A 24,655-nucleotide genomic window follows, 5' to 3' on the forward strand; every position below is an offset into this window, starting at 1 on the left:
TACCCGCCTTTTTTAATCAATTAGTTCTGCTTATTTCTTCTACGTGAAGCAAAACCAATCAACATCAAACCACCCATTAGTAAAGCGTAGCTTTCAGGTTCAGGTACTGGTGTTGTGACATTTAACACGCCAGAATACGACCCGCCAGCTGCACCAGATACAAGCCCTTTAATTTGAAGCGTATAAGTACCTGCCACTAAAGTGTCGGCTGGATTTAAAAATACGGAAGTTAAGCTAGCTGTTGGAGAGTAGTTAAGCGTAGTACCCCAGCCCTCTATGATAGTGCCAGCAGCCAACGTGCCAGTTTGATGCGTGCTACCAGAGTAGATACGAGCACGAAGGTCACTCAAGCCCAAAATGCTATTTAAGTTAAGTGACGTGGTGATTGAGTTAACCGAACCATTAGGAATGGTGAATACATAATCATCAAAAAATGTGGTGCCACTAGATGCGCTGGCCAAGTTATTGCCATAATAGACAGATGTTGGTAGAGAACCAACAGAGAGTACTGTGGTAGTGTCAGCAAGTGCATTTAAGCTTACTATGCCGAACAGTGATGCTATTACTGTATTTCGAATCAATTTCATCATAAATGCCTTATAGTGAGTAATTAAGTGTTTCTTTATGTTAGCTATTCTATGGATTCAACATGACAACTATTCTGAATTTGAGTGATAAAACTTAGTCTAATCGGACTATATTTTCATTAGAATTATTGGGCTTAAATGACTGAATCGAATTCAGTCTACTATTGATGATTTTGCATTTGTATTACTAATCTGCATGATTTAAGATAATAGATAGTTATTGCAATTTTTACTTGAAACTTATTGGCTTAGCCGTTATCTTAGTAATGTAGTGATTTTATTTTGTTAAAGGAATTAAAAATGTTTGATAATACGCCAGTACTAGGTCGTTCAGAATCAGCGGAGTTAGCTACCAATAAGGTGCTACGCAACACCTATGCTATGTTGAGCCTAACCATGATCCCAACAGTGATTGGTGCATTTATTGGTATGAGTCTTGATTTTAGTATCATTGCGCTTCATCCATTTATTGCATTTGGCGTGTTTATGGCAGTGACGATAGGTATGCAGACTGCGATTACCGCAAACCGTAATAGTGGTTTAGGTATCGTGTTGTTACTAGCTTACACATTCTTGCTCGGTGTAATGTTAGGCCCATTACTTCAACATGCTTTGCACTTACGTAACGGCGGGCAGTTAGTAGGTTTAGCCGCGGCTGGCACTGGTATTATCTTTTTAACTTTAGCTGGTATTGCAAGCTCAACTAAGAGAGATTTTAGTTTCTTAGGTAAGTTCTTGGTGATTGGTGTGGTGGTGGTATTTTTAGCAATTATCGCTAATCTATTCTTACAAATTCCAGCATTATCACTCACTATCTCAGCAGTATTTATTCTAATTTCATCAGGCTTTATTCTGTATCAAGTGAACCAAATCGTACGTGGCGGTGAAACAAATTACGTGATGGCGACCTTGTCATTGTTCATTAGCATCTACAATATATTCAGTAACTTATTGAGTATTTTGATGTCTTTTGGTGGTAACGACTAAATTTGAATTAGTCTTTTAATTAAGACTTATGCCAAATAAAAACCCGCAAAATGCGGGTTTTTTATTGCTTATTTTTAAGGCGCCGTTGTTTAAAGAATTCACTCAATATCGCGCCACATTCAGTAGCAAGCACGCCACTAATGACTTCGGTGTGATGATTCAACTTTGGCTCTGCCATTAAGTTAACCACGCTACCACAAGCGCCTGTTTTAGCGTCACTCGCACCATAGATTAACCTAGCGATTCGCGCATGTTGTATTGCCCCAGTACACATGGCGCATGGCTCTAATGTTACATAAAGTGAGCAACCAACTAGGCGATAATTACCTACATTTTTGGCGGCATCACGTAAGGCTGCGATTTCTGCATGCGCTGTCGGGTCGTGCGTATCAATCGGCGAGTTGCCACCACGACCAATCACCACGCCATCTTTCACAACAATTGCCCCTACAGGCACTTCACCTGCGACAGCTGCTTCTGATGCAAGCGCTAAAGCAAGTTGCATATAACGCTCGTCAGTGGCTTGTTGGTCTATATTGATTGTGTTTTCGGTCATTTTATTTTTAGGTTTTTAACTAATTGCTTGAGTATGCTGAGTGTTTCTTTATTTGTTTTCTCGCTACTCGCTTGATGTTTAGCATATTGCATTGAAGAGTATAGCGCTGATATTTCTAGTATTTCAATGGCTTGGTTGGGTAAGGCTTTGGCTGCGCGGTGACCAAAATTAATGGCGCCTTCATGCCTTAGTTTAGGCACGCCAGCTTTAGCTAGTTTCTTTAAAAATTGTTGATAGATTCTGTTCGTTGGGCTTAATGCAATGCCTTTATTACTCAGCAATAAATAGCTGACAAAAAGCATCAAGGCAATCATCGTCACGACTAATAGTAAGCCTATGTCTTCCCATGCAATATCTTTGTTGATCAATTTTTTGAGTAGCGCGAGTTGTTTAGCTTGGTCGTAGCCTAGCACCCATTGATTCCAGCCGTTATTCACTGCATCCCAATTCATATAAAGATGTTTCAACATTGGATAATCTTGGCGAGAGAGCAGTGGTAGCAAGTTGGAATCTGGTAGCGCGGCTCCGATGCCCATTTCTATACGGTCTGGAGAGACCGCTGAAGTTGGGTCTATGCGTACCCAGCCATTGCCTTGCAGCCAGATTTCTGCCCAAGCATGAGCGTCAGATTGGCGAATAATAAGGTAGTTGCCATTTGGATTGATTTCACCGCCTTGGTAGCCTGTTACGATACGTGCAGGCACACCCGCAGCCCGCATCAAATAAACAAAGCTACTGGCATAATGCTCGCAAAAACCACGTTTGGTATTGAATAAAAAGTCATCAACGGGTTCTTTGCCTAATCTTGGCGGTGCAAGCGTGTAAATAAATTCTTGCTCACGAAACATCTTGAGTGCGGCCTCTACAATTGCCGTTGGAGATTTTTTCTCGCTGACCCATTTGGCAGCAAGTTGTCGGGTTTTAGGATTTTCGTCTTCTATTAATTGCAAAGCCAGCGTGCGTTCACGCTCACTTAACTGAGCACCCAATTTGTAATGCAAATATGAGTGCCCTTGATAGCGTATACGCGTGCGAATAGGCTCTTTGGAAAGCACCTGCATATCATGTTTAATGCGTGCTTCAGCAGGCAATGCGCTTGCTGCTATTTCTGGCAGGTCGAGCATTAACAGCCAATTGCGGTTATGCGGCTCTAGCGTGATGGTGTAATCGGTGGCTACACCTGAAGTTTCTAAAGTTTCTATTGGTAATGGAATGCTGTCGCTAGTCATTTGCCAGCGCCGACCTTCTTGATGCCACAACACAGGGCCACGCCAGTAGAGTTGGTTATTTGCTGGAATCGCAGATTTGAACTCTACACGGAAAGCGATTTTACTGGATAAGCTCAGTTGGCTGATGTTGCCAGGTTCCATGCTATCTGATAGTCCAGTCATGCCGCTATAACTATCTTGTGGAATGCCCCAAATTGGGCCTGGAATGCGCGGAAAAAGCACAAACAATACCAACATGATAGGCGTAGCTTGCAATAGTAATTTAGCGGCTAGCTTTGCTTGAACCTTCCATATTTGCGGGCTGGGGATTATTTTTTTGTTTTGATGGCTCACGCTAATTAGACAAGCGGTAAGCCCTGTTAATGCAAGCAATACAGCGAGAAAAACCCAGATTGCCTGTGTGAAAAGTAAAATGTTAACCGTGAGGAAGTAACTTAATACGACCATCACAATAAAGTCGCGTTTTGTTCTGGTTTCCAGAAGCTTCATTGAAATCATCACTGCCAGCAAACCAACACTTGCATCGCGCCCAAATAATGAGCCATACGTAAGCAATACGGCTAGTCCACCAGCAAGCGTTAGCGGTAAACGCAGCCAAAGTGATGGGTATAACCAATTATTCTTTTCAATTAAATAGCGCCAAATGGCAAATACTATAAAACATGCAGGCACCCAGTTTTCTAGGTTAAAGGCATACAGCGTGAAGGTGATACTTAATGAGAGCAGCAGCCAAATAATGGCGTGCATGCTGATGTGAGTTTGTGTGCCTGTTTGACTTGCCATTACATTAACGCCAGTGCGGTTAAACATTGGTGGTAATGGGTATCACCACTACTTGGTTGAATACTGAGTTGCGGTAAACGTAGGCCGTATTTCAAGTGTTGCGCATCTGCATCTACCACCCAGCGCGTGAGTTGGCTGATGCGTAATTCAATATTGTTGCCAGTCGTTGCATTAAAGTCTAACCATAAAGTAGAGCTAGCCTCACCCTGAAACTGTTTAACTAGTAAGCCTTGTTCACGAGAAGATGCTTTCCAATCAACACGCTTAGGTGAGTCGCCAAACTGGTAATTGCGATGCCCAGCAAAATCATCATCACCTTGTGTGGTTAATAATTGCCCAGTGGCGCCATCGGAATCTGCACTTGGTAGTATTTGACTGCGTAAACTGGGATTTGGATATATCAGACATTGATTTTCCGTTTCAGCGTATGCCCAAACATGGAAGAGTGACACAGGAAACTCAGTGCTAAAAGTAATGCGAGGTGCTTTTAACCAGCCGCGCTTTTGGCTGCTTAAAGATAATCTAAATTTACTTTCACCAAGTGCTGGAACATCTTGAATGTCAGGTTCTTGATCTGCGAACATTGCAAAAATACTATAGCGGGCGCGATTACTTTCATCAATAACGTTTAATTCAAATATTGCTTGCTCACCTGCAAATACAGGAGTTGCGCGCTTTGCTTCAATTTTTAGATTAGCTAAATTACGCCAAGTATACAGCATGGTAATTAAACCTAATCCAGCCAATAAAAACGTTATGGCAAAACCTAAGCTAATGGAATAGTTGATGGAGCCTGTGAGTAGTCCTATTAACAACACGCCGAACAGCCAACCAAATCTGGTCGGCAATATGTAAATATGTCTGCGGCTTAACGTAGTGGTTGAATCTATGGCGATTGCAGTGCGAAACCAAGTTTTTGGCGAGCTGAGTCTGAAGTCTGGTTTAAGACTGGAGTTACTCGAAAGGTTTAAGCCTTTTGCCATATTAAATGCGTACTTAAAAGCTTAAACAGCGACAGATTTGAGCAGCTGGGCGATATTGTCTACGCTACCTGTCAATGTGCTATTGCTCACCAATCGGTGGCCCGCCACGCTAGGTAAGATACTTTGAATATCCTCTGGAATGACATGGTCGCGGCCATCCAGCATTGCCCATGCTTGTGCGCATTGTTTTAAGCTCAAACCTGCACGAGGTGATAGCCCTGCATTGAACTGTGCAGATTGGCGTGTGTATTTCAATATGGCTTGCAAGTAATCCAGCAAGGCATCCGACACATGAATGTCATGACAAGCACTTTGTAGCATTTGTAATTGTTGAGCATCAATCACTGGGCTTAGTTTTGCCAGTTGCTCTCGACCGCCATTGCTTTGTAATAGTTTGCGTTCAGAAGCTGCATCAGGGTAGTTAATGGTAATGCGCATCAAAAAACGGTCTAGTTGAGATTCTGGTAATGCAAAAGTGCCGATTTGTGAGCTCGGGTTTTGCGTAGCAATCACAAAAAATGGTTGGGGTAGGGTATAAGTGACTGCGTCTATCGTCACTTGAGCTTCTTCCATCACTTCAAGTAATGCGCTTTGCGTTTTTGGGGTTGCACGATTAATTTCATCGGCTAGTAAAACATTAGTAAATATTGGGCCAGGGTGAAATTTAAAATTAGCCGTGTTTCTATCGTACACAGAAACACCTAGCACGTCGGCAGGTAGTAAATCACTAGTAAATTGTACGCGCTGAAATTGTAAGCCCAGCACCTGCGCCAACGTGTGCGCTAAGGTGGTTTTACCCATGCCTGGCAGATCTTCTATGAGTAAATGCCCTTTAGCTAAGATGCAGGCTAGGGCGAGTTTAATTTGCTGTTCTTTGCCTAAAATGACTTCGCTGGTTTTGGCAATGATGGCATCTGTGATTTTTTTCATGTGTGTAATTCAAAAACGAATTTAAAACATGATGATACAGATAAAGCTAAATTAAAGCTTAGGCAGATGGTTGTTTTTGACTCCAGCGAATCAGTACGTAAAGCACGCCCATCATAAAAGCCCCGCCAGCCCACATACCCACTTCTGCAAAAGTTGGCGTTGCGTCTTGTACTGGCATCACGATTAATTTACGTAAAAACAATACCAATACCACTTCAATAAAGGTTTCTACGACTAATTTACTACCATTTAAATAGCGGATTTCTGCTGAAATAAGTGCCGAAATAGACCATAACAACATGAGTGTGCCTAATGCATGTAAAAAACCATGGACTAGGTTATGAGCATATGCGGCTTCTTTAACGTCATTAAAGAATAACCAAGTGAACATGATGACGGATGTGGCAAGCGCCAAGCCGATGATAATATGTGCGAAACCGTTAAGCCAAAGCATGGCTCTAATCGCCATTCTATTGAGGGGAGCGAATTCTTCAGGTAGTTGGTCTTGTGACATGGCTTATCATTTTAGATACATGCAAATTAATTATATGCCATAGATTTATTAAAAACATCAATCAAGCTCAATCTAAGTTATATTCAAGACATGACCAAACTAAGCAACTTAAAAAGTCAGTTTGGTCACTAATTCTTACATGAGTAACTCATCAAGCGTCAGTTGCTTTAGTTTTTCAATTAGCCATTGTTGTGCTTTCCCACCTTTATTATGCCAAGCAAGGTAGCTTGTCACTTTTGGTTTAGGCTCAGCAACCGCTTTTATGACTAATTCGCCAGTGGCTACATGTTTTTCAGCCATTCTTTTAGGCAAGTATCCTGTGCCTAAGCCTGCAAGCTGTGCTTGCAGCTTAGCTTGCATGTCTGGCACTGATAGCACTTCCTGCCCTGTAATAATGCCTGAGGTTTTGGGCTCTAAGCTGCGTGAGCTATCTGAGGCAGAAACGGCTCGATATTGTTTGAGGTCAATGTTTTGTAATGGCTCTGCTATTTGCGCCAAGGGATGATTGACAGCAACTGCATAATGAAACTCCAAAACGCCGATAGCTTTAGTTGTATAACTTCCTGCGTGTGGACCTTCCCCTGGCGCGCCCAACGAAATCGCTGCTCGACCAGATACCAAAGCATCCCAGCTTCCACCGTAGACCTCTCGTATTACTTTAAGTCGCGTCCCAAAGTTTTCTGAGTAGAACTCATTGATGATTTTATATAGTGCATCAAGCGTAAATAGCTCGCTAATGGCGATAGTAAGTTCAGTTTCTACCCCACTGGCAACAAGCTTTACATGAGATTCGAGTTCGCTTGCAGCGTTAAGTAAATAACGGCCTTCACGTAGAAGCTCTGCGCCAGCTTCTGTTAACTCAGCTCGATGCCCACTTCGGTTAAATATTGCGACTCCTAAATCCTGTTCTAACTTTCGCACGGTATAGGTAATAGCAGAGGGTACTCGGAATAATGACTCAGCTGCAGCAGCAAAACTTCCCTTGCTTGCAATTGCGTCTAGTACTTCCAAAGATTCTAAAGATATTTTAATAGTCATGGCAATCATTATAGTAGTTGAATCTAATAGTTGAAAAGCTATATTTACATCAAATATTTTGAATTAAATATCCAAAAATATCCACTATTAGGCAAAAGGCAACTCACATATAGTGGTTGTACAAAAATAGTATGCTCTTATATGGCTTCTTTGTGAGCTTTGTATGGATTTTATTTGGTATTTTTTTAGTCAAATAATTAAAAATAAGTGATAGCTAGAATTAAAGACATCAAAATTCGTGAAAGAAATATTTTGAAACCGAGCCCAAATAACACTAAGTTAAGAAAATCTTCTGATCGAGGCTATGTTCATCAGGGTTGGTTAGAAAGTTATCACTCATTTTCATTTACTGGTTATTACGATCCTGCGTATATGCATTACTCAGTATTGCGTGTGATTAATGAAGATGTTTTTGAGGCGGGGCAGGGTTTTGGTATGCACCCACATAAAAACATGGAAATTATTACCTATATGCTTCAAGGTGAGTTGCGACATACGGATAGCCTTGGCAATACTGCTGTGATTAAAGCGGGTGATGTGCAGTGCATGACAGCCGGTACTGGCGTTATGCATAGTGAAATAAATGCCTCAGACACCGACTCTGTACATTTATTACAAATTTGGATATTTCCAGAACGCAAGTTATTAGAACCCAGCTATAAAGATCAACATTTTACCCAAGCTCAAAAGAAAAATCGTTGGTGCTTATTAGTCTCGCAAGATGGCCGCGAGAATTCGCTTAAAATTAACCAAGACATTTCACTTTTCGCCACATTACTGACCGAGAATGAATTGTTAGATTACATGCTGCCATCTCATAGAAGTCTTTATATTCAGATTGCCAGTGGTGAGGTTGAAGTTTGCGGACAGCATTTATCAGCAGGTGATGCACTGATGGCAGACGGTTCAAAAGAGCTTGCATTTAAAGCCTTGTCACCATCAGAAATACTTTTGTTTGATCTGCCCATTCATCATTCAGTCGATATTATGCAGCAGTAGTGAACCTAGGCAAGTTACGACTTGTCTATTTTGGTTGAAATGGTAAAGTTAAAATAACTTTCTAACCTTGTTAACCTACTGAAGCTTAATTGAGTGACGAGTGCATGAAAAAATATATCTTAAGAATATCGATATTACTCACGTCCATGATGCTCTCTAGTTTGGCCATGGCCGATCCTGATACCTACCGCATCGACAATACCCATAGTTTTGCAAACTGGACGATTCGCCATGTGGCATCTAAAACATCCGGTACTTTTAGCGACGTTACTGGCAAGTTAATCATCGATTCAACAAATTTAGCCAACTCATCGGTTATGGCGAAAATAAATGTATTAAGTGTTAATTCTAGCCATGCTAAACGGGACGAGAATATCAAAAAAGAAGCGTATTTAGATGCTGCTAAATTTAATCAGATGACTTTTGTCAGTACAAGTGTCAGCAAAATAGTCACTGCAAGCAACTCATCTGTAACAGTTAACACCGAAGGAGTATTGACTGGAAACTTTACTATGCACGGTGTTACTAAAGAAATATCTTTTCCATTTAAAGTGTTAGGCTTTGGTTCAGACCCGTGGGGTGGATACCGAATAGGTATTGAAGCTCATACTTTAATTAAGGCATCTGATTATGGATTTAGTTGGGCAAGCAAAGTAGGCGCACCAGTAGGCGACGACATTGAGGTCACCTTATTAATAGAGGGCGTTAAACAACCTGCTGAAATTGTCATCAAATAATCATTATTCACTAATATCCTTTTCGTAATTTATATCGTAAATTCACAGCAATAACATGGAGAAATATATGGCATTAGATTTATTTAGTCCTGTCAGTTTGGGTTCAATTGCACTTAAAAATAGAATGGTAATGGCACCGCTGACGCGTAACAGAGCTGGTGAGGGTGGCGTACCGCAAGCAATTAACGCAGCATATTATGAGCAACGTGCGACAGCAGGTTTAATCATTACAGAAGCTACGCCTATATCGACTATGGCGCACGGCTACCCAGCTTTACCAGGCATCTATACCGATGCACAAGTTGCAGGCTGGCTAAAGGTTACTGATGCAGTGCATGCCAAAGGTGGAAAAATTATTTTGCAATTATGGCATGTGGGTCGAATCTCGCATCCCAGTTTATTGCCGAATGGCGCGCTTCCTGTTGCACCATCAGCCATAAAACCAGAAGGTAAAGCCTTTACTTATAAGGGTTTGGTGGATTATGTAGAGCCGCGCGCACTAGAAGTCAGTGAGCTTTCAGGAATTGTTGCAGATTTTGTACACGCGACTAAATATTCATTAGCTGCGGGTTTTGATGGCGTAGAAATTCATGCTGCCAATGGCTACTTACTAGACCAGTTTTTACGCGATGGTTCGAATAAACGTACTGATAATTATGGCGGCAGTTTCGAGAATCGAGCTCGATTGTTGTTGGAGGTCACTAAAGCTGTTGTTGCAGTGGCAGGTTCAGATAAAGTTGGTATTCGTATCTCACCAGTGAACCCTTTTAATGATATGCATGATAGCAATCCGCAAGCGTTGTTTAACTATGTTGTTGATGAGCTGAATCAATTTAACCTTGCATACCTACATGCGGTTGAGGGTGGTATTCATGGTGGTGGAATCGCTGACCCATTTGATTTTGATGCGTTACGTAAGCACTTCAAAGGTGCTTATGTCGCTAATCTAGGCTATGACAAGGTACGTGGTAACGCTGCAATTGCTAGCGGTCACGCCGATGCGATTGCTTTTGGTGTGCCATTTATCGCTAATCCTGATTTAGTGCAACGTTATAAAGCGGATGCTGCCCTCAATGAAGCGGATTCAAAAACTTTTTATGGTGGAAGCGAAAAAGGTTACACTGATTATCCTTTCTTAAACGCCTAATTTGGAGTCAAAACCCTCATGCACAATCCAGCAATCACCCAAGTCAACATTGATGAAACCCTAGCTAACCGCTGGAGCGGTCGTGCCTATGATGCTGCAAAATCAGTGAGTGCCGAGCAGATTACAGCCTTGCTGGAAGCGGCTCGCTGGGCGCCATCATGCTTTGGAGATCAACCATGGCGCTTTGTCGTGTGGGACAAAAACGCAGATGCTCAATCGTGGCAACAGGCGTTTGACTGCTTGGCACCAAGTAACCAGTCTTGGGTGAAGGATTCCTCTGTGTTGTTTTTAGTATGTGCGGATAGCTTGTTTAATCATAATCAGCAGCCTAATCGTTGGGCGCAATACGACACAGGTGCAGCTGCCGAAAACCTATGTCTACAAGCTTCAAGTATGGGTTTGATGGCGCATCAAATGGGCGGTTTTAACGTAGATCTAACGCGTGATAAATTCAGTATTCCAGCGCAATTTACGCCGATGGCGATGGTTTGCGTTGGTTTTGCGGCAGATATTGCAACAGTCACTGGCGAAGCATTAGCACGCGAAACCGCTGCACGCTCACGTCGCCCATTGAATGAGTTGTTTTTCGCTAATAGTTGGGGTCAATCGATTAACAAATAGAGTAGCTTAACTTTAAATATCTGATTAATAATATTACGGGTTTAGTTAACTAGGCTGGGCTTAACTAAACCTGCTAGGTCTGCTAAAATCTAGTGTGTTAGTTACAAATTATTTACAAGTTACTTAAATCATCAAATTAATCAATTAAATTTAGGATCTAGTTATGGCGGTTGTTGCACTCAACAAAGAAAATTTTAAAGAAACAATCGAAAACAATAGTTTTATTATTGTTGATTTTTGGGCACCATGGTGCGATCCATGTCTAGCGTTTACGCCAACATTTGAAGCAGCCGCTGCAAAAAACCCTGATATTGTTTTTGGTATGGTTAATACTGAAACAGACCCAGAAATTGGTGAGTACTTTGAAGTAAATCAAATTCCAGGTGTTTTAGTGATTCGCGAACAAGCTGGCATTCATGCGCAAGTGGGTGAAATTGGTGCGCCAGCCTTAGATGCCATTATTCAGTGGGCGCGTGATTTTGATATGACAGAAGTACGTGCTTATTACGCACAAGAAGCACAAAAAGCTAACTAGTGATAAACTATAAAGTTTGAACAAAATAAAAAAGCGGCGATGAGCCGCTTTTTTATTGTTTGACGTTTTGCAAGGAGAGATTTTCTATGCTTTAAAACGAACCTGTCGTGATTAATCTGAACAGATAATATGCGCCAATGAGCATCATCACATACATTGGTACATCACCACTTTTCTTAGTTTCAGATTTACTAGCTGAGCTCATCCAGCGATTAAGCATCCACAACACAAAAATAATCACAGGAATCATCATCATGCTGGTGGTGGATTCAAATAATTTACCGAGTATTTTCTTCAGTACACCATCATCACTGAAAAACTCCATAGCAATGCCCACAATACCAAGCAACATCAAGCCCATGCGCCCCATTGCAGCCAAAACGCCTAGCTTGCTTTCAGGTTCAATATCCTTATTTTTGAGATATTTATTGGGATCTATCTTCTCGTTTGGTTTCTGCTTGGCCATATCGCATTCCTTAATATTTAAAGCTTATCAGTCTATATTTTAGCTAAATAAATGTTTAATTAGCAGTCAGATACTTACTTGGATCTACCGACTTACCTTGGCGGCGAATCTCAAAATGTAACTTTACCGAATTGCTATCCGTATTACCCATTTCGGCAATTTTCTGACCACGGCTCACTTGTTGGCCTTCTTTAACCAGTATCAGGCTGTTGTGTGCGTAAACTGATAAATAATTGGCATTATGTTTAATGATGACTAATTTGCCATAACCACGCAAATCAGAGCCGCTATAAATGACCTTGCCAGCGGCGGCGGCAGTAATTGCCTGACCCGTGCTGCCAGCGATATCAAGCCCTTTATTGCTCGCCTCATTAAAGTTTGCAACGACTTTGCCTTTGGTTGGCCATGCCCAATCAATATCTTCATTTAAATCAGTGCTTGGTTTTATTTCAGTATTTGGTTTGGCATCTGGCTTGCTGTCTGATGTTGAAGCGACTGCTGGCTTAGTGGTTGGAGCTATTGTTACAGGTTTATCAGCAGGTTTCTCTGTATTTTTTTCAGTGGTTTTCTCCGTAGTTTTTTCAACTACTTTAGCTACGGGCAAAGGCTTTTTCAGCGCTTCATCACTGTAAGGCTCACGTATGGCTTTAGGCTCAGTAATGGCGACTATGGTTGGCGCTTTAGTAGCAACGCTTGACGTTGTAGTAACGCTAGCACTGTTATCTGTATTGATCGGGGTAATTTCAACGCCATCACTATTAGTCGTTGGTACTGGCTTTATTTCAGCAGTGATTGATTTGTCTTTTAATGCATTAAATTTGAGTGTCTGCCCAACATTGATATTGTAAGGCGCACTAATATTATTCACTTGAGCAATATCTTTATAGTAATAACCATACTCAAGGCCGATGCTAAAAAGCGTGTCACCTTTTTTTACGATGTAAGCGTCAGGTCGCCAATCGCCAGCTTTATAAGTGGGTCTATTTGTTTTTTTTGCACTAATCCCAGTATTAGTTACGCTTGGCTTACTTGTTGGCAAGCGGTCAATCACTGGTGCTGGAGGGGTGCTGCTACAACCTACAAGGAGTGCAAATATGACTAAATTTGAAGCGTTGCACATCGTGATAGGCATGGTTATCCGCATGATTATAAAGTGCCCCCAAGTAGCGGCACAAATTTAACTGGTTCAAGTTTTGTGTGACGGTAATCTTTTTGAGTGTGTCGCTCTACAAGATATAAAATTTGCTCATCGGTGCCCACTGGAATCACCAAACGGCCACCCACACCAAGTTGATCTAATAAATCTTGCGGTATATGGCTGGCCGCGGCAGTGACGATAATGCCGTCAAATGGCGCATATTCTGTAATGCCTATATTGCCATCAGCATGACCTAATTTTACGTTCACACATTTGAGTTCACGCAGATGCCCACGCGCTTTCATTACCAAAGGGCGAATCCGCTCAACGGAGTAGACTTCTTTAGCAAGTTTGGACAATACTGCAGTTTGATATCCGCAGCCAGTGCCAATTTCTAGTACTTTATCCATTGGTTTGCCATTACGTAAAATCTCAGACATGCGTGCCACGATATAAGGCTGTGAAATTGTTTGGCCAAAGCCTATGGGCAGTGAAACGTCTTCATACGCGCGAATTGACAGGGCTTCATCTACAAAAATATGTCGTGGAATGCCGCCAATGGCTGAAAGCACTACTTCATCCTTAATGCCTTGCTCACGTAAGCGCGCTAGCATGCGGTCACGCGTGCGTAACGATGTCATGCCTATGCCTGACTGGGTTGACGGTCTTACGAGTGCCACTATTGGTTTTTTCCTGCGCTGCTTTTTTTAGAACCATTCATATCAAGACTATTTGTTTCAAGGTCAAGCCAGCCTTTGATTTCGGCGAGTTGTGAGTGGTTGGTTAAATCTACTTGAATCGGTGATAGTGAAACTTTGTTATGCGCGACTGCGTAAAAATCCGTGCCTTCACCGCCGTCATTTGGTTGACCAGCAGCACCTACCCAATATACGGTTTCATTACGTGGGCTTTGGAGTTTGATGACGGGTTCGGCTTTGTGGCGCTTACCCAAACGCGTCACTACGCGACCTTGTAGCTCGCTATATGGAATGTCTGGTACGTTAACATTTAGTAATGTAGCTGATTTAAAGCCGACTTTTTGGTAATGTTGTACCAGCTCTACAGCTACTCTTGCTGCGGTTTCGAAGTTAGTGGAATTGTGTTGAGACATTGAAATTGCAATTGATGGAATACCAAGTAAATAGCCCTCCATCGCCGCAGCAACCGTACCAGAATAAATCGTATCGTCGCCCATGTTCGCGCCATCATTAATGCCGCTAATCACCATGTCTGGCATGGTATCCATCAAGCCAGTCAAGGCGATATGAACGCAATCTGTTGGTGTGCCATTGACATAAAAGAAGCCGTTTGCAGCTTTTCTAACGCTTAATGGCCTATCTAATGTGAGTGAGTTACTCGCGCCACTTCTATTTCGCTCGGGGGCAACTACTGTGATGTCGGCAATTTTGGCAATGTGCTCAGCTAAAATATTTAGGCCTGGTGCAAAATAACCATCGTCATTGGAAAGTAGTATTTTCATACGTAGCTTGTTGCTAAAAGAGTTTTCATATGCAAATTATAGTGTAAGACGCGCTGTTTAGTACGCGGCGACGCTAAAAAATGCTCGAAAAGGGAAAATGCTGGAAAAGTATTGAGTAACTGAGGATTAGCTTACTTTTTTAAGCAGAGCTTTTAGCTAAACCTCAGTCCTAAAGGGCTAGCTACAAGCCACTTCTTTAAGATCAGCCTCAGGAAACTCAGGTTTAAGCTTCTTAAGCTCAATTACTTCAGTGTCTGTCAGTTTGTTAAATTGCAAACTTGCGTGCCCCTTACCTTGGTTGCGTAAGGCTTTCACTACCTCTTTAACGCCTTTGGCTTTCAGCTCATTGAGTAAATTAGTAGCAAGTTGTTCATCTTCAAAAACACCAAATGAGATGGCATTTTTCCATCTAGGCTCTTGCACAATGTATAAGTCTTGAATGCCCAGCGCTTTCAATTCTAGCGCTTTAGCTTGTGCCGCTTCAACTGATTTAAGTGGCGCTTTATATACCCAAAAACGTTTCGAATCTAATGGTGATTGCTCTTTAACGACGGGTTGTAGCGATAGCTTAGATACTGCGGCTTGCGCACCAGTCAAATTGGTAGCTGAAAACACCCCCCATTCATAGCACGCTGTCTTAGTTGGTGTTGGTTCAGGCGCTGGGGTGGCGTTTACTGTGGCTGTAGTATCTTCGGTAGGTGGCGTAATAGGCTCTGTGGGTGGCACAGTAGCTTGAGTGCCTTTTTTCGGCAGGGCATCAATCTGTTGTTGGTTCACAATGCTGATTTTTTCAGGGTGTATGGCGAGCAATGCCGCCTTTGGCGCGCTAGGCAAAATAACGTCTTTATTAAAATAGACCAGTAAACCTACGTTAATCAATACTAATAACCAAACCAACTTTTTCATTGCTTTTCACTCTTCGTAAAGTTTTCAGGCGCAAAATTGTCTATCAGATGCAAACCGCGTAAGACCAAATTATCTACGATTAATGCAAGGTTTGTCACGTCACTCAAAAGATTATCTTTGATGAGTTGCGCGTTGCCACCGCTAATGAAAATATAGGGCGCTTGTTTATCTTCTGCGGTAAGTGCTGCAAGTGCAGAATGCATTTGCTTGATTGCACCACAAGCCGCATTAATCGCACCTGTGCGCATGGCGTCAGCCGTATTTTTGGCAAAAATATCTTGATATTGATTGGCGGCGTCAGTCTTTGATAGTTCTGTTTGAATGTTGGGTAATTGCGCAGTTGCTAGACCTAAACTTTGCTGCATTAAATCGATGCCAGGCAAAATCATTCCGCCGATAAACTCGCCTTGCTCATGGCTGCTCGTTAATGCATCTATAGTCACTGCGGTGCCAGCATTTACCACCACACAGGAAGCGTGTTTAATATGCCAAGCGGCAACTAGTGCTGCCCAACGGTCAGTGCCAAGTTTTTCTGGCTGATCATAGTGATTGTTAACATGGCGTTCACTGGCTTTTGCTGTTATCCAGAGAGTAGGGATGTCCGTCGGCAGTATATTTTCAAGCTGTTTCCTGATGTACTCACCAGCCACGTTTGAAACGATGATGCGTGATGAGTTTGGCAGAACCGCACGTGCAATTTCAGTGTTCAGGCAAGCGCCGTTGTTTAATAACGTGCCATTTGCGTCAAATAAGCCCCATTTAACGCGGGTGTTGCCAGCATCTATCGCTAATAAGTAATCCATTATGAAGCCCGTAAACTAATCTCGCCCGATGAAAAGCGTTGTTCACCCACAGCGGTGCTCACTAATAAATTGCCATCTTCCGCCACGTTCACCACGATACCTGTGGTTTCGTGACCATCGGGGTGCAGCATTCTCACTGCTTGCTGATGATATGCATGATAGCTAGTCCATTCATCGCGCACGCTAGTAAAGCCGCGCTGTTCAAAGGTACTGAGAATATCGGTTAGATGTTTCAGCAATTCGCCAAGTAGCGCGTTAGGGTTAATCGGTGTTTGCATCACACTCACTAAATCCGTAACGGGCTGATCTATCTGTTGTTTGAGCTTGCTTGGTAAGTTTAGGTTAATACCCACACCTATTACAGCCGCGCTTGGGCCTTCCATATCACCTTGTAATTCAATCAAGATGCCTGCTAATTTTTCGCGGCCAATCAGTACGTCATTTGGCCATTTGAGCTGTGCTTGCATCACGCCAAAGTGACGCAGAGCGCGAATTAAGGCAATCCCAACGGCTAAGCTCAAGCCAGACAAACCTGCTGCGCCACATTGAAAACGCCATAACAGTGAAAAAGTTAAACTCGCACCTAAGCCAGCTTGCCAAGTGCGGCCACGCCTGCCACGACCATTAGTCTGTAAGTTGGTAGCAACGCAATTGGCGTGCGCTTGCCCCGCGCCTAGCTTTTTCATCAAATAGGTATTCGTTGAATCTAAATGATCATGAATTTCTAGGTTCAGTAAAGTGCTTTGTGAACCCATTGCACTTAATACTGCATTTTCATCTAGCAGCGTGACTGGCTGTGGTAATTTGTAACCACGTCCGCGCACTGAGAAAATCTCAATGCCGAGCTTTTCCGCATCCTGTAGCGCATTCCACACTGTCGCGCGTGAAACTTTTAGCTGTTGCGCAATCGTTTCACCTGAGTGAAATTTGCCATCAGTGAGCAGTCGTAAAATAGGGAAGGTGAGTTCGTTCGTCATTTGATTGCATATTAGCATAGCGCTAGTGCGCAACAAACAGGCTCCATCAATACACTGCGTCATTCCAACATACCAGTGCTTGGCATCCCCGTGTAATATATGCGCTAAAGCGCATTATTCACACGTTAAAGTCGTAATCTAGTATCTTTTTTCGTCATTTTAAGTAGCTGGATTCCGACTTTCGTCGGAATGACAAAAATTACAGTGTAAAATGAACATCATTATTTCGACTTCAAACTTAAGTTAAAAACATGTCATCAGAAAAAGCCCCCATTCCTTTAGGCTCAAATTTTATTCGAGCAATTGTTGATAAAGACCTTGAACAAGGCATTTACGCATCGCGCAAATGGGCTGGCAGCCCTGGCGATGCGGCGCATCAAGCGTCGGGTCAGCCAGACCCAGCTAAAATTCGCACACGTTTTCCGCCCGAGCCAAATGGTTATCTGCACATTGGTCATGCCAAAAGTATCTTTTTGAATTTTGGCTTAGCGCGTGATTACAACGGCGTTTGCCACATGCGTTTCGATGACACCAATCCGGAAAAAGAAAGCCAAGAGTACGTTGATAGCATTACCGATTCAGTGAAGTGGCTCGGTTTTGGCTGGGAAAAAACATGGCCAGAGGGTAATAAAGAGAATAGTCTATATTTCGCCAGTAACTATTTTGACTTTATGTACCGCGCGGCTGAAGCGCTCATTGAAAACGGCCATGCTTATGTCGATAGCCAAAGCGCAGAAGAAATGCGTATTAACCGTGGCACGCTGACTGAAGCGGGTAAAAACTCACCGTGGCGTGACCGTACAGTGGTAGAAAATCTTGCGTTATTCCGCGAAATGCGCGATGGCAAACATGCTGATGGCAGCTTGATTTTACGTTCTAAAATTGACATGGCATCGCCTAACATCAATCTGCGTGACCCAGCCATTTACCGTGTGCGTCGTGCGCATCACCACAATACGGGCGACAAATGGTGTATTTACCCGATGTACACTTTTGCGCACCCCATTGAAGATGCATTAGAACAAGTCACGCACTCTATCTGTACCTTAGAGTTTGAAGACCAACGCCCATTCTACGATTGGTTATTAGAGCGCCTTGCAGAAGCTGGCTTGTTAGCGCATCCGCTACCAAAACAATATGAGTTTGCACGCTTAAACCTCACTTATGTGGTGCTATCAAAACGCAAACTCATCCAATTAGTAGAAGAAAAACACGTGAGCGGCTGGGATGATCCACGCCTGCCAACGCTCGCAGGCGCGCGCCGCCGTGGCTATGTGGCAGAAGGCTTTAAACTATTTACTGACCGTATCGGCGTGAGCAAAGCAGATTCATGGATTGATTATTCAACCTTTGAAGACTGCATGCGCGAAGTGCTCAACATCAACGCAGAGCGCCGTATTGCTGTGTTAGACCCTATTAAATTGGTCATCGACAATTATCCACTGGATTCTGATGGAAAGTCACAAGTAGAAGATTGCTTTGCACCAAACCATCCATTAAAACCAGAACTAGGTAAACGCGTAGTGCCGCTCACCCGCGAACTATGGATTGAGCGTGAAGACTTTATGGAAGTGCCAAGTAAAGGCTATTTCCGCCTCACGCCAGAAGGCATGGTGCGCTTGCGTTACGGCTACGTAGTGAAATGCACAGGCTGCGAAAAAGATGCGCAAGGCAATGTGACTGTAGTGCATTGCGAATATTTGCCAGATACTAAATCAGGCACACCGGGTTCAGATTCTGTCAAAGTAAAAGGCAATATCCACTGGGTTTCAGCACAACACGCTTACCGATGTGAAGTACGCCTGTACGACAGATTGTTCAAAGAAGCGCATCCGGGCCAAGGTAAAACAGAAGATGGGCAAGATAGAGATTTCTTAAACGACATCAATCCTAACTCAGTCACAGTGATTACTGCACAACTAGAGCCAAGCTTAAAAGACGCTAAAGCCGAAGATAGTTTTCAATTTGAACGCCATGGTTATTTTGTGGCAGATAAAAAAGACAGCGTGGCGGGTAAGCCACTGTTTAATAGAACGGTGACTTTGAAGGATGCTTGGCAGAAGTAAAATGAACTCAGTTGTTAAGCCTCGAGTAGTCATTTTTGCAGGTGCGAACGGCGCAGGGAAATCGACTCATGCTGAACCGATACTTAAAGCCATTGGTATTAGTACATTTGTAAATGCAGACTATATTGCCAGAGGACTCTCAGGGCTTAACACAGAAACCGTCAATTTTGAGGCTGGGCGTATCATGCTTAAGCGGCTACATGATTTAGCCGATGCAAAAGAAGATTTTGCATTTGAAAGCACATTATCAAGCCGCACCTTCGCATTTTTTTTGAAAAAGCTCAAAGCTGAAAATTATAGCGTGACTATTTTCTACTTTACCTTAAGTGATGCGCGGCTTGCCTATCGGCGCGTGCGACATAGAGTTAAATTAGGTGGGCATGATATTCCACAAAAAACCATCACTCGGCGTTTTTATCGTAGCTTAAGTAATTTTTTTAAACTCTATCAACCACTCGCGGATGAATGGATGGTATTTGATAACTCCACAGGCAAAACAGCAACAGCAATAGCGTGGTATATTAATAACCAAACCGTGATTAGGAGCCAAAAACTATGGAAAAAAATCAATCTACTAGCCAATCAACCCCATTAACACCTGATTCTAAAATCTTGCGTAGCGCTTTGGCTCAAGCATCTAAACAAGCCAACCGCATGGCAGATGCTTTTGGTTTAAAAGTTCCGACTGCGACAATTGAAAAAGTAAAAGCAAAGTAAATGTGTAGGGATGCTTTGCAGAAGTAATGAAAACTGACATGATGTAAACGCAATCTTTGCAGGAGAATTAAATGAAAACAGCAGAAATTATCAGTGAATTGGCTAACCTTCCGATAGAAGAGCGAGCTTTGATTGCGGACAGTCTTTTACAAACACTTAACCCAACTCAGCCAGACATTCAGCAAGCATGGGTTAAAGTCGCTCAGCAACGGCTTAATGATATTAGCTCTGGCAAAGTTGAGCCCATTCTAGCCTCAGATGTATTTGCCAGAATCAACGCCCGCCTGAGCGTGTGAAAGTCACGTTTCACCCAGAAGCGGCGCAAGAGCTAGAAGAGGCTGCGCTTTATTACGAAGACTGTCAGCTTGGCTTGGGTAAGCAACTCACGCTAGAAATCGAAACTGCGGTAAATTTGATTACCGCCTTTCCACAAGCATGGACAATCATTGAACCCCCAGTTAGACGCGTGCTAGTGCGGCGTTTTCCGTTTGGCTTGCTTTACACCATAAGCCATAATGATGTTTATATACTAGCTGTAATGCACCTAAACCGCGAACCCGACTATTGGAAAAATCGCACTTAAAAATGACCGAAGATTTTGCAAAAGAGTTACTTGGTGTTGAAGCCGCTTTGCGCCGTGCTGGTAAAAAAGCAAAAGAAGAAGCCGAGCGTAACGGTACGCCTTATGTTGTGTATGATGCGGAAAATGATAAAGTTGCAAAAAATACCAATGAACAAGCTAACAAATAAAAATTACGGCAATTTTGTGGTGAGCAGAAAAGATTACATTGTAGGATGGGCAAATCATTGCCCACGCGCCATGTTGAAACTTGCACGCGTGGGTAACAAGTTACCCACGCTACTAAGCTAGAAAGTAGTCAGGTTTTAAAGTTGGCACCATCACCGAGCTCCTTTCTAATTCCACTACTAAATAGGCAAGATGGTAGAAAGCCCTCATCTTGGCTGCCTGAACTTACTGGGTTAAGTCAGAGTTTTTTTAGAGCGGGTAGGCAGCCATCCAAGCGCATGGCTAATTTGATGGCCAAATTACCAGCTCATGATTCAGGTCATTTTGAAAGCCTAATTTCCAATTATTTTAATAATGTAGAATTACCAATTCTTGCTTTAGCTAAACAAATTGACGCGCTAGACTTTGAATTGATTGTTACATATGAAGTAAAATCATTCGTGGACTTAAAAAATAGCTTGCTAAATTGCAACTGGCTGAATAATGAAAATTATTGGTTTGAAGATAATCAGCCTAAAAATTATCTAAGAACAAAATTAGTAGATTCAGATAACTTCGATGATGCTTCGAAGCTATGCCAAAGAATATCTTTCAATATTTTTCTCTCGTTCTTGGCTGCGCTAGATATTACCTTTTGTTCTGAAGCTTTTGGTACTAAATTAAAGTTAAGACCACTATTTTTAGATTTAATACCATTAGCTAATTTTGAAATGGACACTAATGCAAGCGAAATAAAACTACCCGTAAAAGATAGATTTAGATTGCCAAATAGACGGTTGTTAGAGTTAACACATGCTATTTTCTATTTTTCTAAAAATGATTATTGGCAAAAAAAAGCAGTAGGGCGTCAAGAGTTGGCTGAGAAAATGGAGTTTGATGAGTTTAATGATTTTGATGAAACTAGAATGGGTAACCTTTACGATGGTACAAAAAAACTAATGCTAGATGATTACGATAAGATACAACGGGATATTGCTAAAAATGTTGGGAAAAATAAAACCGTTGATACTTTTGCAGCTTTGCATTTAGCCGCTACTTTCTGGCTTAAGAGTTTTGTAACGATAGATTCAAAAAACAAAATAAAAGCAGTAATTTTATATGACGGAATTCTTTATAAAGAATTCTGGGACTTTCATCGCAAGGAGTGGACCAGTCAACTCAAAAGTGGTGATGCAGACTGGCCCTCATGGCTTAATTAGTTATTTTTTGTAACTTATTGAGCCTCTTGCGCCCAATCATCGGGTCTTTCATCAAAGTCGCGAGATTGCCAGTATGCATCATGTTCTGGGTTCAGTTGATTGGTATGGTTATCTAAATCAGATTGTTTTGACATGTTATTTTCCTTTTGAAGGTGCGTTGCCACGGCCTGGACCAGATGGATTACCTGTTCTGCTTGGCCAGTTAGGGTTACTAGGAGAGCTTGATGCTACTATGGTGTTTGTGGTAGTTAAATTTAATTTCATTTGAATTCCTTTAAAAATTTTGTTATAAAACCAAATCAGAAATTGATGTGGTGGCATTGATAATACTTGTTTGTTATTTTTCATATCGTCCAGAAATTTGCACAAAATGAATTATTATTATTATTTTTATAGATGCTATTGATGAGTTATCCAATCGACCTTTCTAAAGCCTACCGCCTCCTAAACCACGGCCCCACAATCCTCATCTCCGCTCGTCACAACGGCAAACAAAACATCATGGCAGCGGCGTGGGCTTGTGCGCTGGATTTTGACCCACCTAAAATCACCGTGGTGATTGATAAAAGCGCTTATACCCGTGAGTTAATTGAGGCGGCTGGTACGTTTGCCATTAACGTGCCGTGTGTGGCGCAGGTGGATATTGTGCGTAAAGTGGGTACAACTTCTGGTCGTGATTTGCTTGATACCGATAAATTTGCGCAATATGGGTTAGAGACTTTTTCTGCCACTGAAATTGATGCGCCTTTGCTTAAAGGTTGCGTGGCGTGGTTAGAGTGTAAGCTTATCCCCGAGCCGCATAATCAAAATACTTACGATTTATTCATTGCTGAAGTAGTTGCGGCGCATGCGGATGAACGTGTTTTTTCTGATGGTCATTGGCATTTTGAAGGTCATGATGAGCTACGCACCATACACCACATTGCGGGTGGGGCGTTTTTTATTACTGGCGCGGCCATTCAGGCTTAGATAGCAATCATGCAGCAAACACCGTTACTGATTGCTACCCTTAAAAAGGCGCTTAAAGCTAATAATGTGACTTACAAAATCTTGGCGGATAAGCTGGGGATGAGTGAGTCAAGCATTAAGCGTATTTTTGCTGAAGAGAGTTTGTCCTTGCAGCGTTTAGAGCAAATTTGCGCGCTGATTAATATCGATTTATCTGACTTAGTGCAGATGATGAACCGTGATAAACCTCGTATTAGTGAGCTAACCGAGGAACAAGAAAAGGTCGCGGCGGCGGATATGCGTTTGCTTGGTGTGGCGTTTTTAGTGGTAAATGGCTGGGCGTTTGACAACATTTTGGCGCACTATCCTATTAACCCTGCGGACTTGGTGCATTACTTGTTGGTGCTGGATAAGTTAAGGGTGATTGATTTAGAGCCTAACAACCGCATTCGATTGCTAATTTCGCCTAATTTCTCGTGGCGCAAAAATGGGCCAATTCAACGTGCGCTCAGTCAAACAGTACAAAAAGACTTTATGGAAGGCGATATTGAAAGCGCAGGCGGTCAGCAACAGTTTGTGTCTGGCATGCTCTCTGCCGCTTCTAGTGATGAGATTTCCAAACACTTAGACCGTCTAAGTCGGCTATTTAATGAACTTAAACACCAAGATCAGCGCTTGCCTTTGAGTCAACGTACTGGCTTTAGCATGGCAACCACAATGCGGCCATGGCGTGATGGTTTATTAGCATCCATGATTAAAAAAACTGACAGCCAATAGATTTAACTCACTTCGTTATTAACTTAACTCTTAGTTTCACCAACTAGCGCACTGTGTAGCTCTCCTTTTGGTATTGTTATTCAGTACTTATATGCATCAGTCTTGTAGATAAAGTATCTTATAAATACACTTCAATTGCTCTCATTTGAGAGTTTTAAATTTGGAGTGTTGAAATGCTAATTGCCATTAAGGTCTTATTGCTTACATTGTTGGCAGACTTTGTTTCTGGTTTTATTCATTGGCTAGAAGATGTTTATGCAAAGCCTGGTATGCGTTTTATTCACCAGATTGCAGTCGATAACCAATTGCACCACACGCGCCCGCGCGAATTTCTTAAAAAGAATTGGTGGCATAGTTCATGGGATATTGTTTTAGCTTGTGTTGTGCTGATAGCCAGCACTTGGTGGTTTAATACGTTGAGTTGGGAAGTTGTGCTGTTTTCAGTGTTAATTACCAACGCTAACCAAATTCATAAATGGTCGCATCAAAACCCTTTAGAAAAGCCTGCCATCGTTAAATGGCTGCAAGCCACAAATATTTTGCAAGGTCCTCGCCAACACGGTAAACACCATAGCGGTGAGAAAAATACGCATTATTGCGTGATGACTAATGTATTAAATCCTCTTCTAGAAAAAATACATTTTTGGCGTGGGCTAGAAAACTTACTCAGCAAAATTTACGCAGCTTTACTTGCGCTTAACTTAAATTAACGTGGCTCTGCCTATAATGGTTTGCATATCGAGAGGCCAGCAGAATCAATTAAGTTGACCTAAATAAATGAGGA

The 24,655-nt window shown here is 42.3% G+C and carries 31 protein-coding genes; 16 read left to right on the forward strand and 15 right to left on the reverse strand.

Going from position 1 to position 24,655, the window contains the following annotated elements:
• Window positions 1-20: 20 nt before the first annotated feature.
• Window positions 21-590, reverse strand: a complete 570-nt coding sequence (locus PSU78_RS02425; protein WP_300383681.1) for an FxDxF family PEP-CTERM protein — start codon at window positions 588-590, stop codon at window positions 21-23.
• A 297-nt stretch (window positions 591-887) separates the two neighbouring features.
• Between PSU78_RS02425 and PSU78_RS02430 the strand changes: the two genes are divergently transcribed.
• Window positions 888-1,574, forward strand: a complete 687-nt coding sequence (locus PSU78_RS02430; protein ID WP_300383683.1) for a Bax inhibitor-1/YccA family protein — start codon at window positions 888-890, stop codon at window positions 1,572-1,574.
• Between the two features lie 61 nt (window positions 1,575-1,635).
• Here the strand turns inward: PSU78_RS02430 and tadA are convergent, their stop codons facing one another.
• From tadA to PSU78_RS02460, 6 genes are all read right to left on the reverse strand, one after another.
• Window positions 1,636-2,130, reverse strand: coding sequence for a tRNA adenosine(34) deaminase TadA (gene tadA / locus PSU78_RS02435; protein WP_300383686.1), 495 nt, complete (start codon window positions 2,128-2,130; stop codon window positions 1,636-1,638).
• On the reverse strand, window positions 2,127-4,142 hold the full coding sequence (locus PSU78_RS02440) for a DUF3488 and transglutaminase-like domain-containing protein (protein ID WP_300383689.1): 2,016 nt from the start codon (window positions 4,140-4,142) through the stop codon (window positions 2,127-2,129). The genes tadA and PSU78_RS02440 overlap by 4 nt, the downstream gene beginning before the upstream one ends.
• On the reverse strand, window positions 4,142-5,125 hold the full coding sequence (locus PSU78_RS02445) for a DUF58 domain-containing protein (protein WP_300383692.1): 984 nt from the start codon (window positions 5,123-5,125) through the stop codon (window positions 4,142-4,144). Before PSU78_RS02445 ends, PSU78_RS02440 begins: the two co-directional genes overlap by 1 nt.
• Window positions 5,126-5,146: 21 nt before the next feature.
• Entirely contained in the window at window positions 5,147-6,055 is a 909-nt protein-coding gene (locus PSU78_RS02450; protein WP_300383696.1) for a MoxR family ATPase, read from the reverse strand.
• Between the two features lie 58 nt (window positions 6,056-6,113).
• On the reverse strand, window positions 6,114-6,569 hold the full coding sequence (locus tag PSU78_RS02455) for a phosphate-starvation-inducible PsiE family protein (RefSeq protein WP_300383699.1): 456 nt from the start codon (window positions 6,567-6,569) through the stop codon (window positions 6,114-6,116).
• A 135-nt stretch (window positions 6,570-6,704) separates the two neighbouring features.
• Window positions 6,705-7,607 carry a LysR family transcriptional regulator gene (locus PSU78_RS02460; RefSeq protein ID WP_300383701.1) on the reverse strand — a complete coding sequence of 301 codons (903 nt, stop codon included), beginning with the start codon at window positions 7,605-7,607 and terminating at the stop codon, window positions 6,705-6,707.
• Window positions 7,608-7,814: 207 nt separating this feature from the next.
• On the opposite strand from PSU78_RS02460, the gene PSU78_RS02465 reads away from it, so the two are divergent.
• From PSU78_RS02465 to PSU78_RS02485, 5 genes are all read left to right on the forward strand, one after another.
• Window positions 7,815-8,606 (forward strand): pirin family protein, encoded by a 792-nt coding sequence (locus tag PSU78_RS02465; RefSeq protein WP_300383703.1) that lies wholly within the window; start codon window positions 7,815-7,817, stop codon window positions 8,604-8,606.
• 104 nt (window positions 8,607-8,710) lie between these two features.
• Window positions 8,711-9,343, forward strand: coding sequence for a YceI family protein (locus PSU78_RS02470; protein WP_300383705.1), 633 nt, complete (start codon window positions 8,711-8,713; stop codon window positions 9,341-9,343).
• A 67-nt stretch (window positions 9,344-9,410) separates the two neighbouring features.
• Complete coding sequence (locus PSU78_RS02475; protein WP_300383707.1) at window positions 9,411-10,490, forward strand: alkene reductase; 1,080 nt, start codon at window positions 9,411-9,413, stop codon at window positions 10,488-10,490.
• An 18-nt stretch (window positions 10,491-10,508) separates the two neighbouring features.
• Entirely contained in the window at window positions 10,509-11,111 is a 603-nt protein-coding gene (locus tag PSU78_RS02480; RefSeq protein WP_300383709.1) for a nitroreductase family protein, read from the forward strand.
• Window positions 11,112-11,274: 163 nt separating this feature from the next.
• Window positions 11,275-11,646: a co-chaperone YbbN gene (locus tag PSU78_RS02485; protein WP_300383711.1), complete on the forward strand. Its 372-nt coding sequence runs from the start codon at window positions 11,275-11,277 to the stop codon at window positions 11,644-11,646.
• Window positions 11,647-11,737: 91 nt separating this feature from the next.
• Here the strand turns inward: PSU78_RS02485 and PSU78_RS02490 are convergent, their stop codons facing one another.
• The 7 genes from PSU78_RS02490 to PSU78_RS02520 all read right to left on the reverse strand — a co-directional run bounded on the left by PSU78_RS02490 (window position 11,738) and on the right by PSU78_RS02520 (window position 17,416).
• On the reverse strand, window positions 11,738-12,112 hold the full coding sequence (locus tag PSU78_RS02490; RefSeq protein WP_300383714.1) for a hypothetical protein: 375 nt from the start codon (window positions 12,110-12,112) through the stop codon (window positions 11,738-11,740).
• 55 nt (window positions 12,113-12,167) lie between these two features.
• Complete coding sequence (locus tag PSU78_RS02495; RefSeq protein ID WP_300383717.1) at window positions 12,168-13,244, reverse strand: peptidoglycan DD-metalloendopeptidase family protein; 1,077 nt, start codon at window positions 13,242-13,244, stop codon at window positions 12,168-12,170.
• 14 nt (window positions 13,245-13,258) lie between these two features.
• Window positions 13,259-13,891, reverse strand: a complete 633-nt coding sequence (locus PSU78_RS02500) for a protein-L-isoaspartate(D-aspartate) O-methyltransferase (protein WP_300383720.1) — start codon at window positions 13,889-13,891, stop codon at window positions 13,259-13,261.
• A 38-nt stretch (window positions 13,892-13,929) separates the two neighbouring features.
• The gene (gene surE / locus PSU78_RS02505) at window positions 13,930-14,730 is read right to left on the reverse strand and encodes a 5'/3'-nucleotidase SurE (protein WP_300383723.1); all 801 of its coding nucleotides are present in this window, start codon (window positions 14,728-14,730) and stop codon (window positions 13,930-13,932) included.
• Window positions 14,731-14,907: 177 nt separating this feature from the next.
• A complete protein-coding gene (locus PSU78_RS02510) occupies window positions 14,908-15,636 on the reverse strand; it encodes an SPOR domain-containing protein (protein ID WP_300383726.1) in 729 nt (242 codons plus the stop codon).
• Window positions 15,633-16,439, reverse strand: a complete 807-nt coding sequence (locus tag PSU78_RS02515) for a type III pantothenate kinase (RefSeq protein WP_300383729.1) — start codon at window positions 16,437-16,439, stop codon at window positions 15,633-15,635. Before PSU78_RS02515 ends, PSU78_RS02510 begins: the two co-directional genes overlap by 4 nt.
• A complete protein-coding gene (locus PSU78_RS02520; protein WP_300383732.1) occupies window positions 16,439-17,416 on the reverse strand; it encodes a biotin--[acetyl-CoA-carboxylase] ligase in 978 nt (325 codons plus the stop codon). The genes PSU78_RS02515 and PSU78_RS02520 overlap by 1 nt, the downstream gene beginning before the upstream one ends.
• Before the next feature lie 251 nt (window positions 17,417-17,667).
• Here PSU78_RS02520 and PSU78_RS02525 point away from each other — a divergent pair, with 251 nt between their 5' ends.
• From PSU78_RS02525 to PSU78_RS02555, 7 genes are all read left to right on the forward strand, one after another.
• Window positions 17,668-19,482, forward strand: coding sequence for a glutamine--tRNA ligase/YqeY domain fusion protein (locus PSU78_RS02525; protein ID WP_300383735.1), 1,815 nt, complete (start codon window positions 17,668-17,670; stop codon window positions 19,480-19,482).
• Window position 19,483: 1 nt separating this feature from the next.
• Window positions 19,484-20,077, forward strand: coding sequence for a zeta toxin family protein (locus PSU78_RS02530; RefSeq protein WP_300383736.1), 594 nt, complete (start codon window positions 19,484-19,486; stop codon window positions 20,075-20,077).
• Window positions 20,038-20,199: a hypothetical protein gene (locus PSU78_RS02535; RefSeq protein ID WP_300383738.1), complete on the forward strand. Its 162-nt coding sequence runs from the start codon at window positions 20,038-20,040 to the stop codon at window positions 20,197-20,199. Before PSU78_RS02530 ends, PSU78_RS02535 begins: the two co-directional genes overlap by 40 nt.
• Window positions 20,200-20,270: 71 nt before the next feature.
• A complete protein-coding gene (locus PSU78_RS02540; RefSeq protein ID WP_300383741.1) occupies window positions 20,271-20,495 on the forward strand; it encodes an addiction module protein in 225 nt (74 codons plus the stop codon).
• Window positions 20,492-20,782: a type II toxin-antitoxin system RelE/ParE family toxin gene (locus PSU78_RS02545; protein ID WP_300383745.1), complete on the forward strand. Its 291-nt coding sequence runs from the start codon at window positions 20,492-20,494 to the stop codon at window positions 20,780-20,782. Before PSU78_RS02540 ends, PSU78_RS02545 begins: the two co-directional genes overlap by 4 nt.
• Window positions 20,783-20,784: 2 nt before the next feature.
• Complete coding sequence (locus tag PSU78_RS02550; RefSeq protein ID WP_300383748.1) at window positions 20,785-20,949, forward strand: hypothetical protein; 165 nt, start codon at window positions 20,785-20,787, stop codon at window positions 20,947-20,949.
• Between the two features lie 288 nt (window positions 20,950-21,237).
• Complete coding sequence (locus PSU78_RS02555) at window positions 21,238-22,146, forward strand: hypothetical protein (protein ID WP_300383751.1); 909 nt, start codon at window positions 21,238-21,240, stop codon at window positions 22,144-22,146.
• Between the two features lie 135 nt (window positions 22,147-22,281).
• Here PSU78_RS02555 and PSU78_RS02560 read toward each other — a convergent pair whose 3' ends face one another.
• The gene (locus PSU78_RS02560) at window positions 22,282-22,410 is read right to left on the reverse strand and encodes a hypothetical protein (RefSeq protein WP_300383754.1); all 129 of its coding nucleotides are present in this window, start codon (window positions 22,408-22,410) and stop codon (window positions 22,282-22,284) included.
• A gap of 141 nt (window positions 22,411-22,551) precedes the next feature.
• Here PSU78_RS02560 and PSU78_RS02565 point away from each other — a divergent pair, with 141 nt between their 5' ends.
• The 3 genes from PSU78_RS02565 (at window position 22,552) to PSU78_RS02575 (ending at window position 24,581) form a co-directional block, all read left to right on the forward strand.
• Window positions 22,552-23,115 (forward strand): flavin reductase family protein, encoded by a 564-nt coding sequence (locus tag PSU78_RS02565; RefSeq protein ID WP_300383757.1) that lies wholly within the window; start codon window positions 22,552-22,554, stop codon window positions 23,113-23,115.
• Between the two features lie 9 nt (window positions 23,116-23,124).
• Window positions 23,125-23,871, forward strand: a complete 747-nt coding sequence (locus tag PSU78_RS02570; RefSeq protein WP_300383760.1) for a helix-turn-helix transcriptional regulator — start codon at window positions 23,125-23,127, stop codon at window positions 23,869-23,871.
• Window positions 23,872-24,044: 173 nt separating this feature from the next.
• Entirely contained in the window at window positions 24,045-24,581 is a 537-nt protein-coding gene (locus PSU78_RS02575; protein WP_300383763.1) for a fatty acid desaturase CarF family protein, read from the forward strand.
• The last annotated feature ends 74 nt before the right edge of the window (window positions 24,582-24,655 follow it).

Source organism: Methylotenera sp., assembly GCF_029945705.1.
Classification (GTDB): Bacteria; Pseudomonadota; Gammaproteobacteria; order Burkholderiales; family Methylophilaceae; genus Methylotenera.

Bases quoted from the DNA above. Each gene is read 5' to 3' on its own strand.
- PSU78_RS02560 (WP_300383754.1), bottom strand. From the start codon at position 22,410: ATGAAATTAAATTTAACTACCACAAACACCATAGTAGCATCAAGCTCT.
- PSU78_RS02470 (WP_300383705.1), top strand. From the start codon at position 8,711: ATGAAAAAATATATCTTAAGAATATCGATATTACTCACGTCCATGATG.
- PSU78_RS02425 (WP_300383681.1), bottom strand. From the start codon at position 590: ATGATGAAATTGATTCGAAATACAGTAATAGCATCACTGTTCGGCATA.
- PSU78_RS02480 (WP_300383709.1), top strand. From the start codon at position 10,509: ATGCACAATCCAGCAATCACCCAAGTCAACATTGATGAAACCCTAGCT.
- PSU78_RS02555 (WP_300383751.1), top strand. From the start codon at position 21,238: ATGGCCAAATTACCAGCTCATGATTCAGGTCATTTTGAAAGCCTAATT.
- PSU78_RS02530 (WP_300383736.1), top strand. From the start codon at position 19,484: ATGAACTCAGTTGTTAAGCCTCGAGTAGTCATTTTTGCAGGTGCGAAC.
- PSU78_RS02525 (WP_300383735.1), top strand. From the start codon at position 17,668: ATGTCATCAGAAAAAGCCCCCATTCCTTTAGGCTCAAATTTTATTCGA.
- PSU78_RS02540 (WP_300383741.1), top strand. From the start codon at position 20,271: ATGAAAACAGCAGAAATTATCAGTGAATTGGCTAACCTTCCGATAGAA.
- PSU78_RS02500 (WP_300383720.1), bottom strand. From the start codon at position 13,891: ATGACATCGTTACGCACGCGTGACCGCATGCTAGCGCGCTTACGTGAG.
- PSU78_RS02445 (WP_300383692.1), bottom strand. From the start codon at position 5,125: ATGGCAAAAGGCTTAAACCTTTCGAGTAACTCCAGTCTTAAACCAGAC.
- PSU78_RS02570 (WP_300383760.1), top strand. From the start codon at position 23,125: ATGCAGCAAACACCGTTACTGATTGCTACCCTTAAAAAGGCGCTTAAA.
- PSU78_RS02460 (WP_300383701.1), bottom strand. From the start codon at position 7,607: ATGACTATTAAAATATCTTTAGAATCTTTGGAAGTACTAGACGCAATT.
- PSU78_RS02550 (WP_300383748.1), top strand. From the start codon at position 20,785: ATGACCGAAGATTTTGCAAAAGAGTTACTTGGTGTTGAAGCCGCTTTG.
- PSU78_RS02520 (WP_300383732.1), bottom strand. From the start codon at position 17,416: ATGACGAACGAACTCACCTTCCCTATTTTACGACTGCTCACTGATGGC.
- PSU78_RS02430 (WP_300383683.1), top strand. From the start codon at position 888: ATGTTTGATAATACGCCAGTACTAGGTCGTTCAGAATCAGCGGAGTTA.
- PSU78_RS02535 (WP_300383738.1), top strand. From the start codon at position 20,038: ATGGAAAAAAATCAATCTACTAGCCAATCAACCCCATTAACACCTGAT.
- PSU78_RS02485 (WP_300383711.1), top strand. From the start codon at position 11,275: ATGGCGGTTGTTGCACTCAACAAAGAAAATTTTAAAGAAACAATCGAA.
- PSU78_RS02510 (WP_300383726.1), bottom strand. From the start codon at position 15,636: ATGAAAAAGTTGGTTTGGTTATTAGTATTGATTAACGTAGGTTTACTG.
- PSU78_RS02565 (WP_300383757.1), top strand. From the start codon at position 22,552: ATGAGTTATCCAATCGACCTTTCTAAAGCCTACCGCCTCCTAAACCAC.
- PSU78_RS02440 (WP_300383689.1), bottom strand. From the start codon at position 4,142: ATGGCAAGTCAAACAGGCACACAAACTCACATCAGCATGCACGCCATT.
- PSU78_RS02490 (WP_300383714.1), bottom strand. From the start codon at position 12,112: ATGGCCAAGCAGAAACCAAACGAGAAGATAGATCCCAATAAATATCTC.
- PSU78_RS02515 (WP_300383729.1), bottom strand. From the start codon at position 16,439: ATGGATTACTTATTAGCGATAGATGCTGGCAACACCCGCGTTAAATGG.
- surE (WP_300383723.1), bottom strand. From the start codon at position 14,730: ATGAAAATACTACTTTCCAATGACGATGGTTATTTTGCACCAGGCCTA.
- PSU78_RS02575 (WP_300383763.1), top strand. From the start codon at position 24,045: ATGCTAATTGCCATTAAGGTCTTATTGCTTACATTGTTGGCAGACTTT.
- PSU78_RS02495 (WP_300383717.1), bottom strand. From the start codon at position 13,244: ATGCCTATCACGATGTGCAACGCTTCAAATTTAGTCATATTTGCACTC.
- PSU78_RS02450 (WP_300383696.1), bottom strand. From the start codon at position 6,055: ATGAAAAAAATCACAGATGCCATCATTGCCAAAACCAGCGAAGTCATT.
- PSU78_RS02475 (WP_300383707.1), top strand. From the start codon at position 9,411: ATGGCATTAGATTTATTTAGTCCTGTCAGTTTGGGTTCAATTGCACTT.
- PSU78_RS02455 (WP_300383699.1), bottom strand. From the start codon at position 6,569: ATGTCACAAGACCAACTACCTGAAGAATTCGCTCCCCTCAATAGAATG.
- tadA (WP_300383686.1), bottom strand. From the start codon at position 2,130: ATGACCGAAAACACAATCAATATAGACCAACAAGCCACTGACGAGCGT.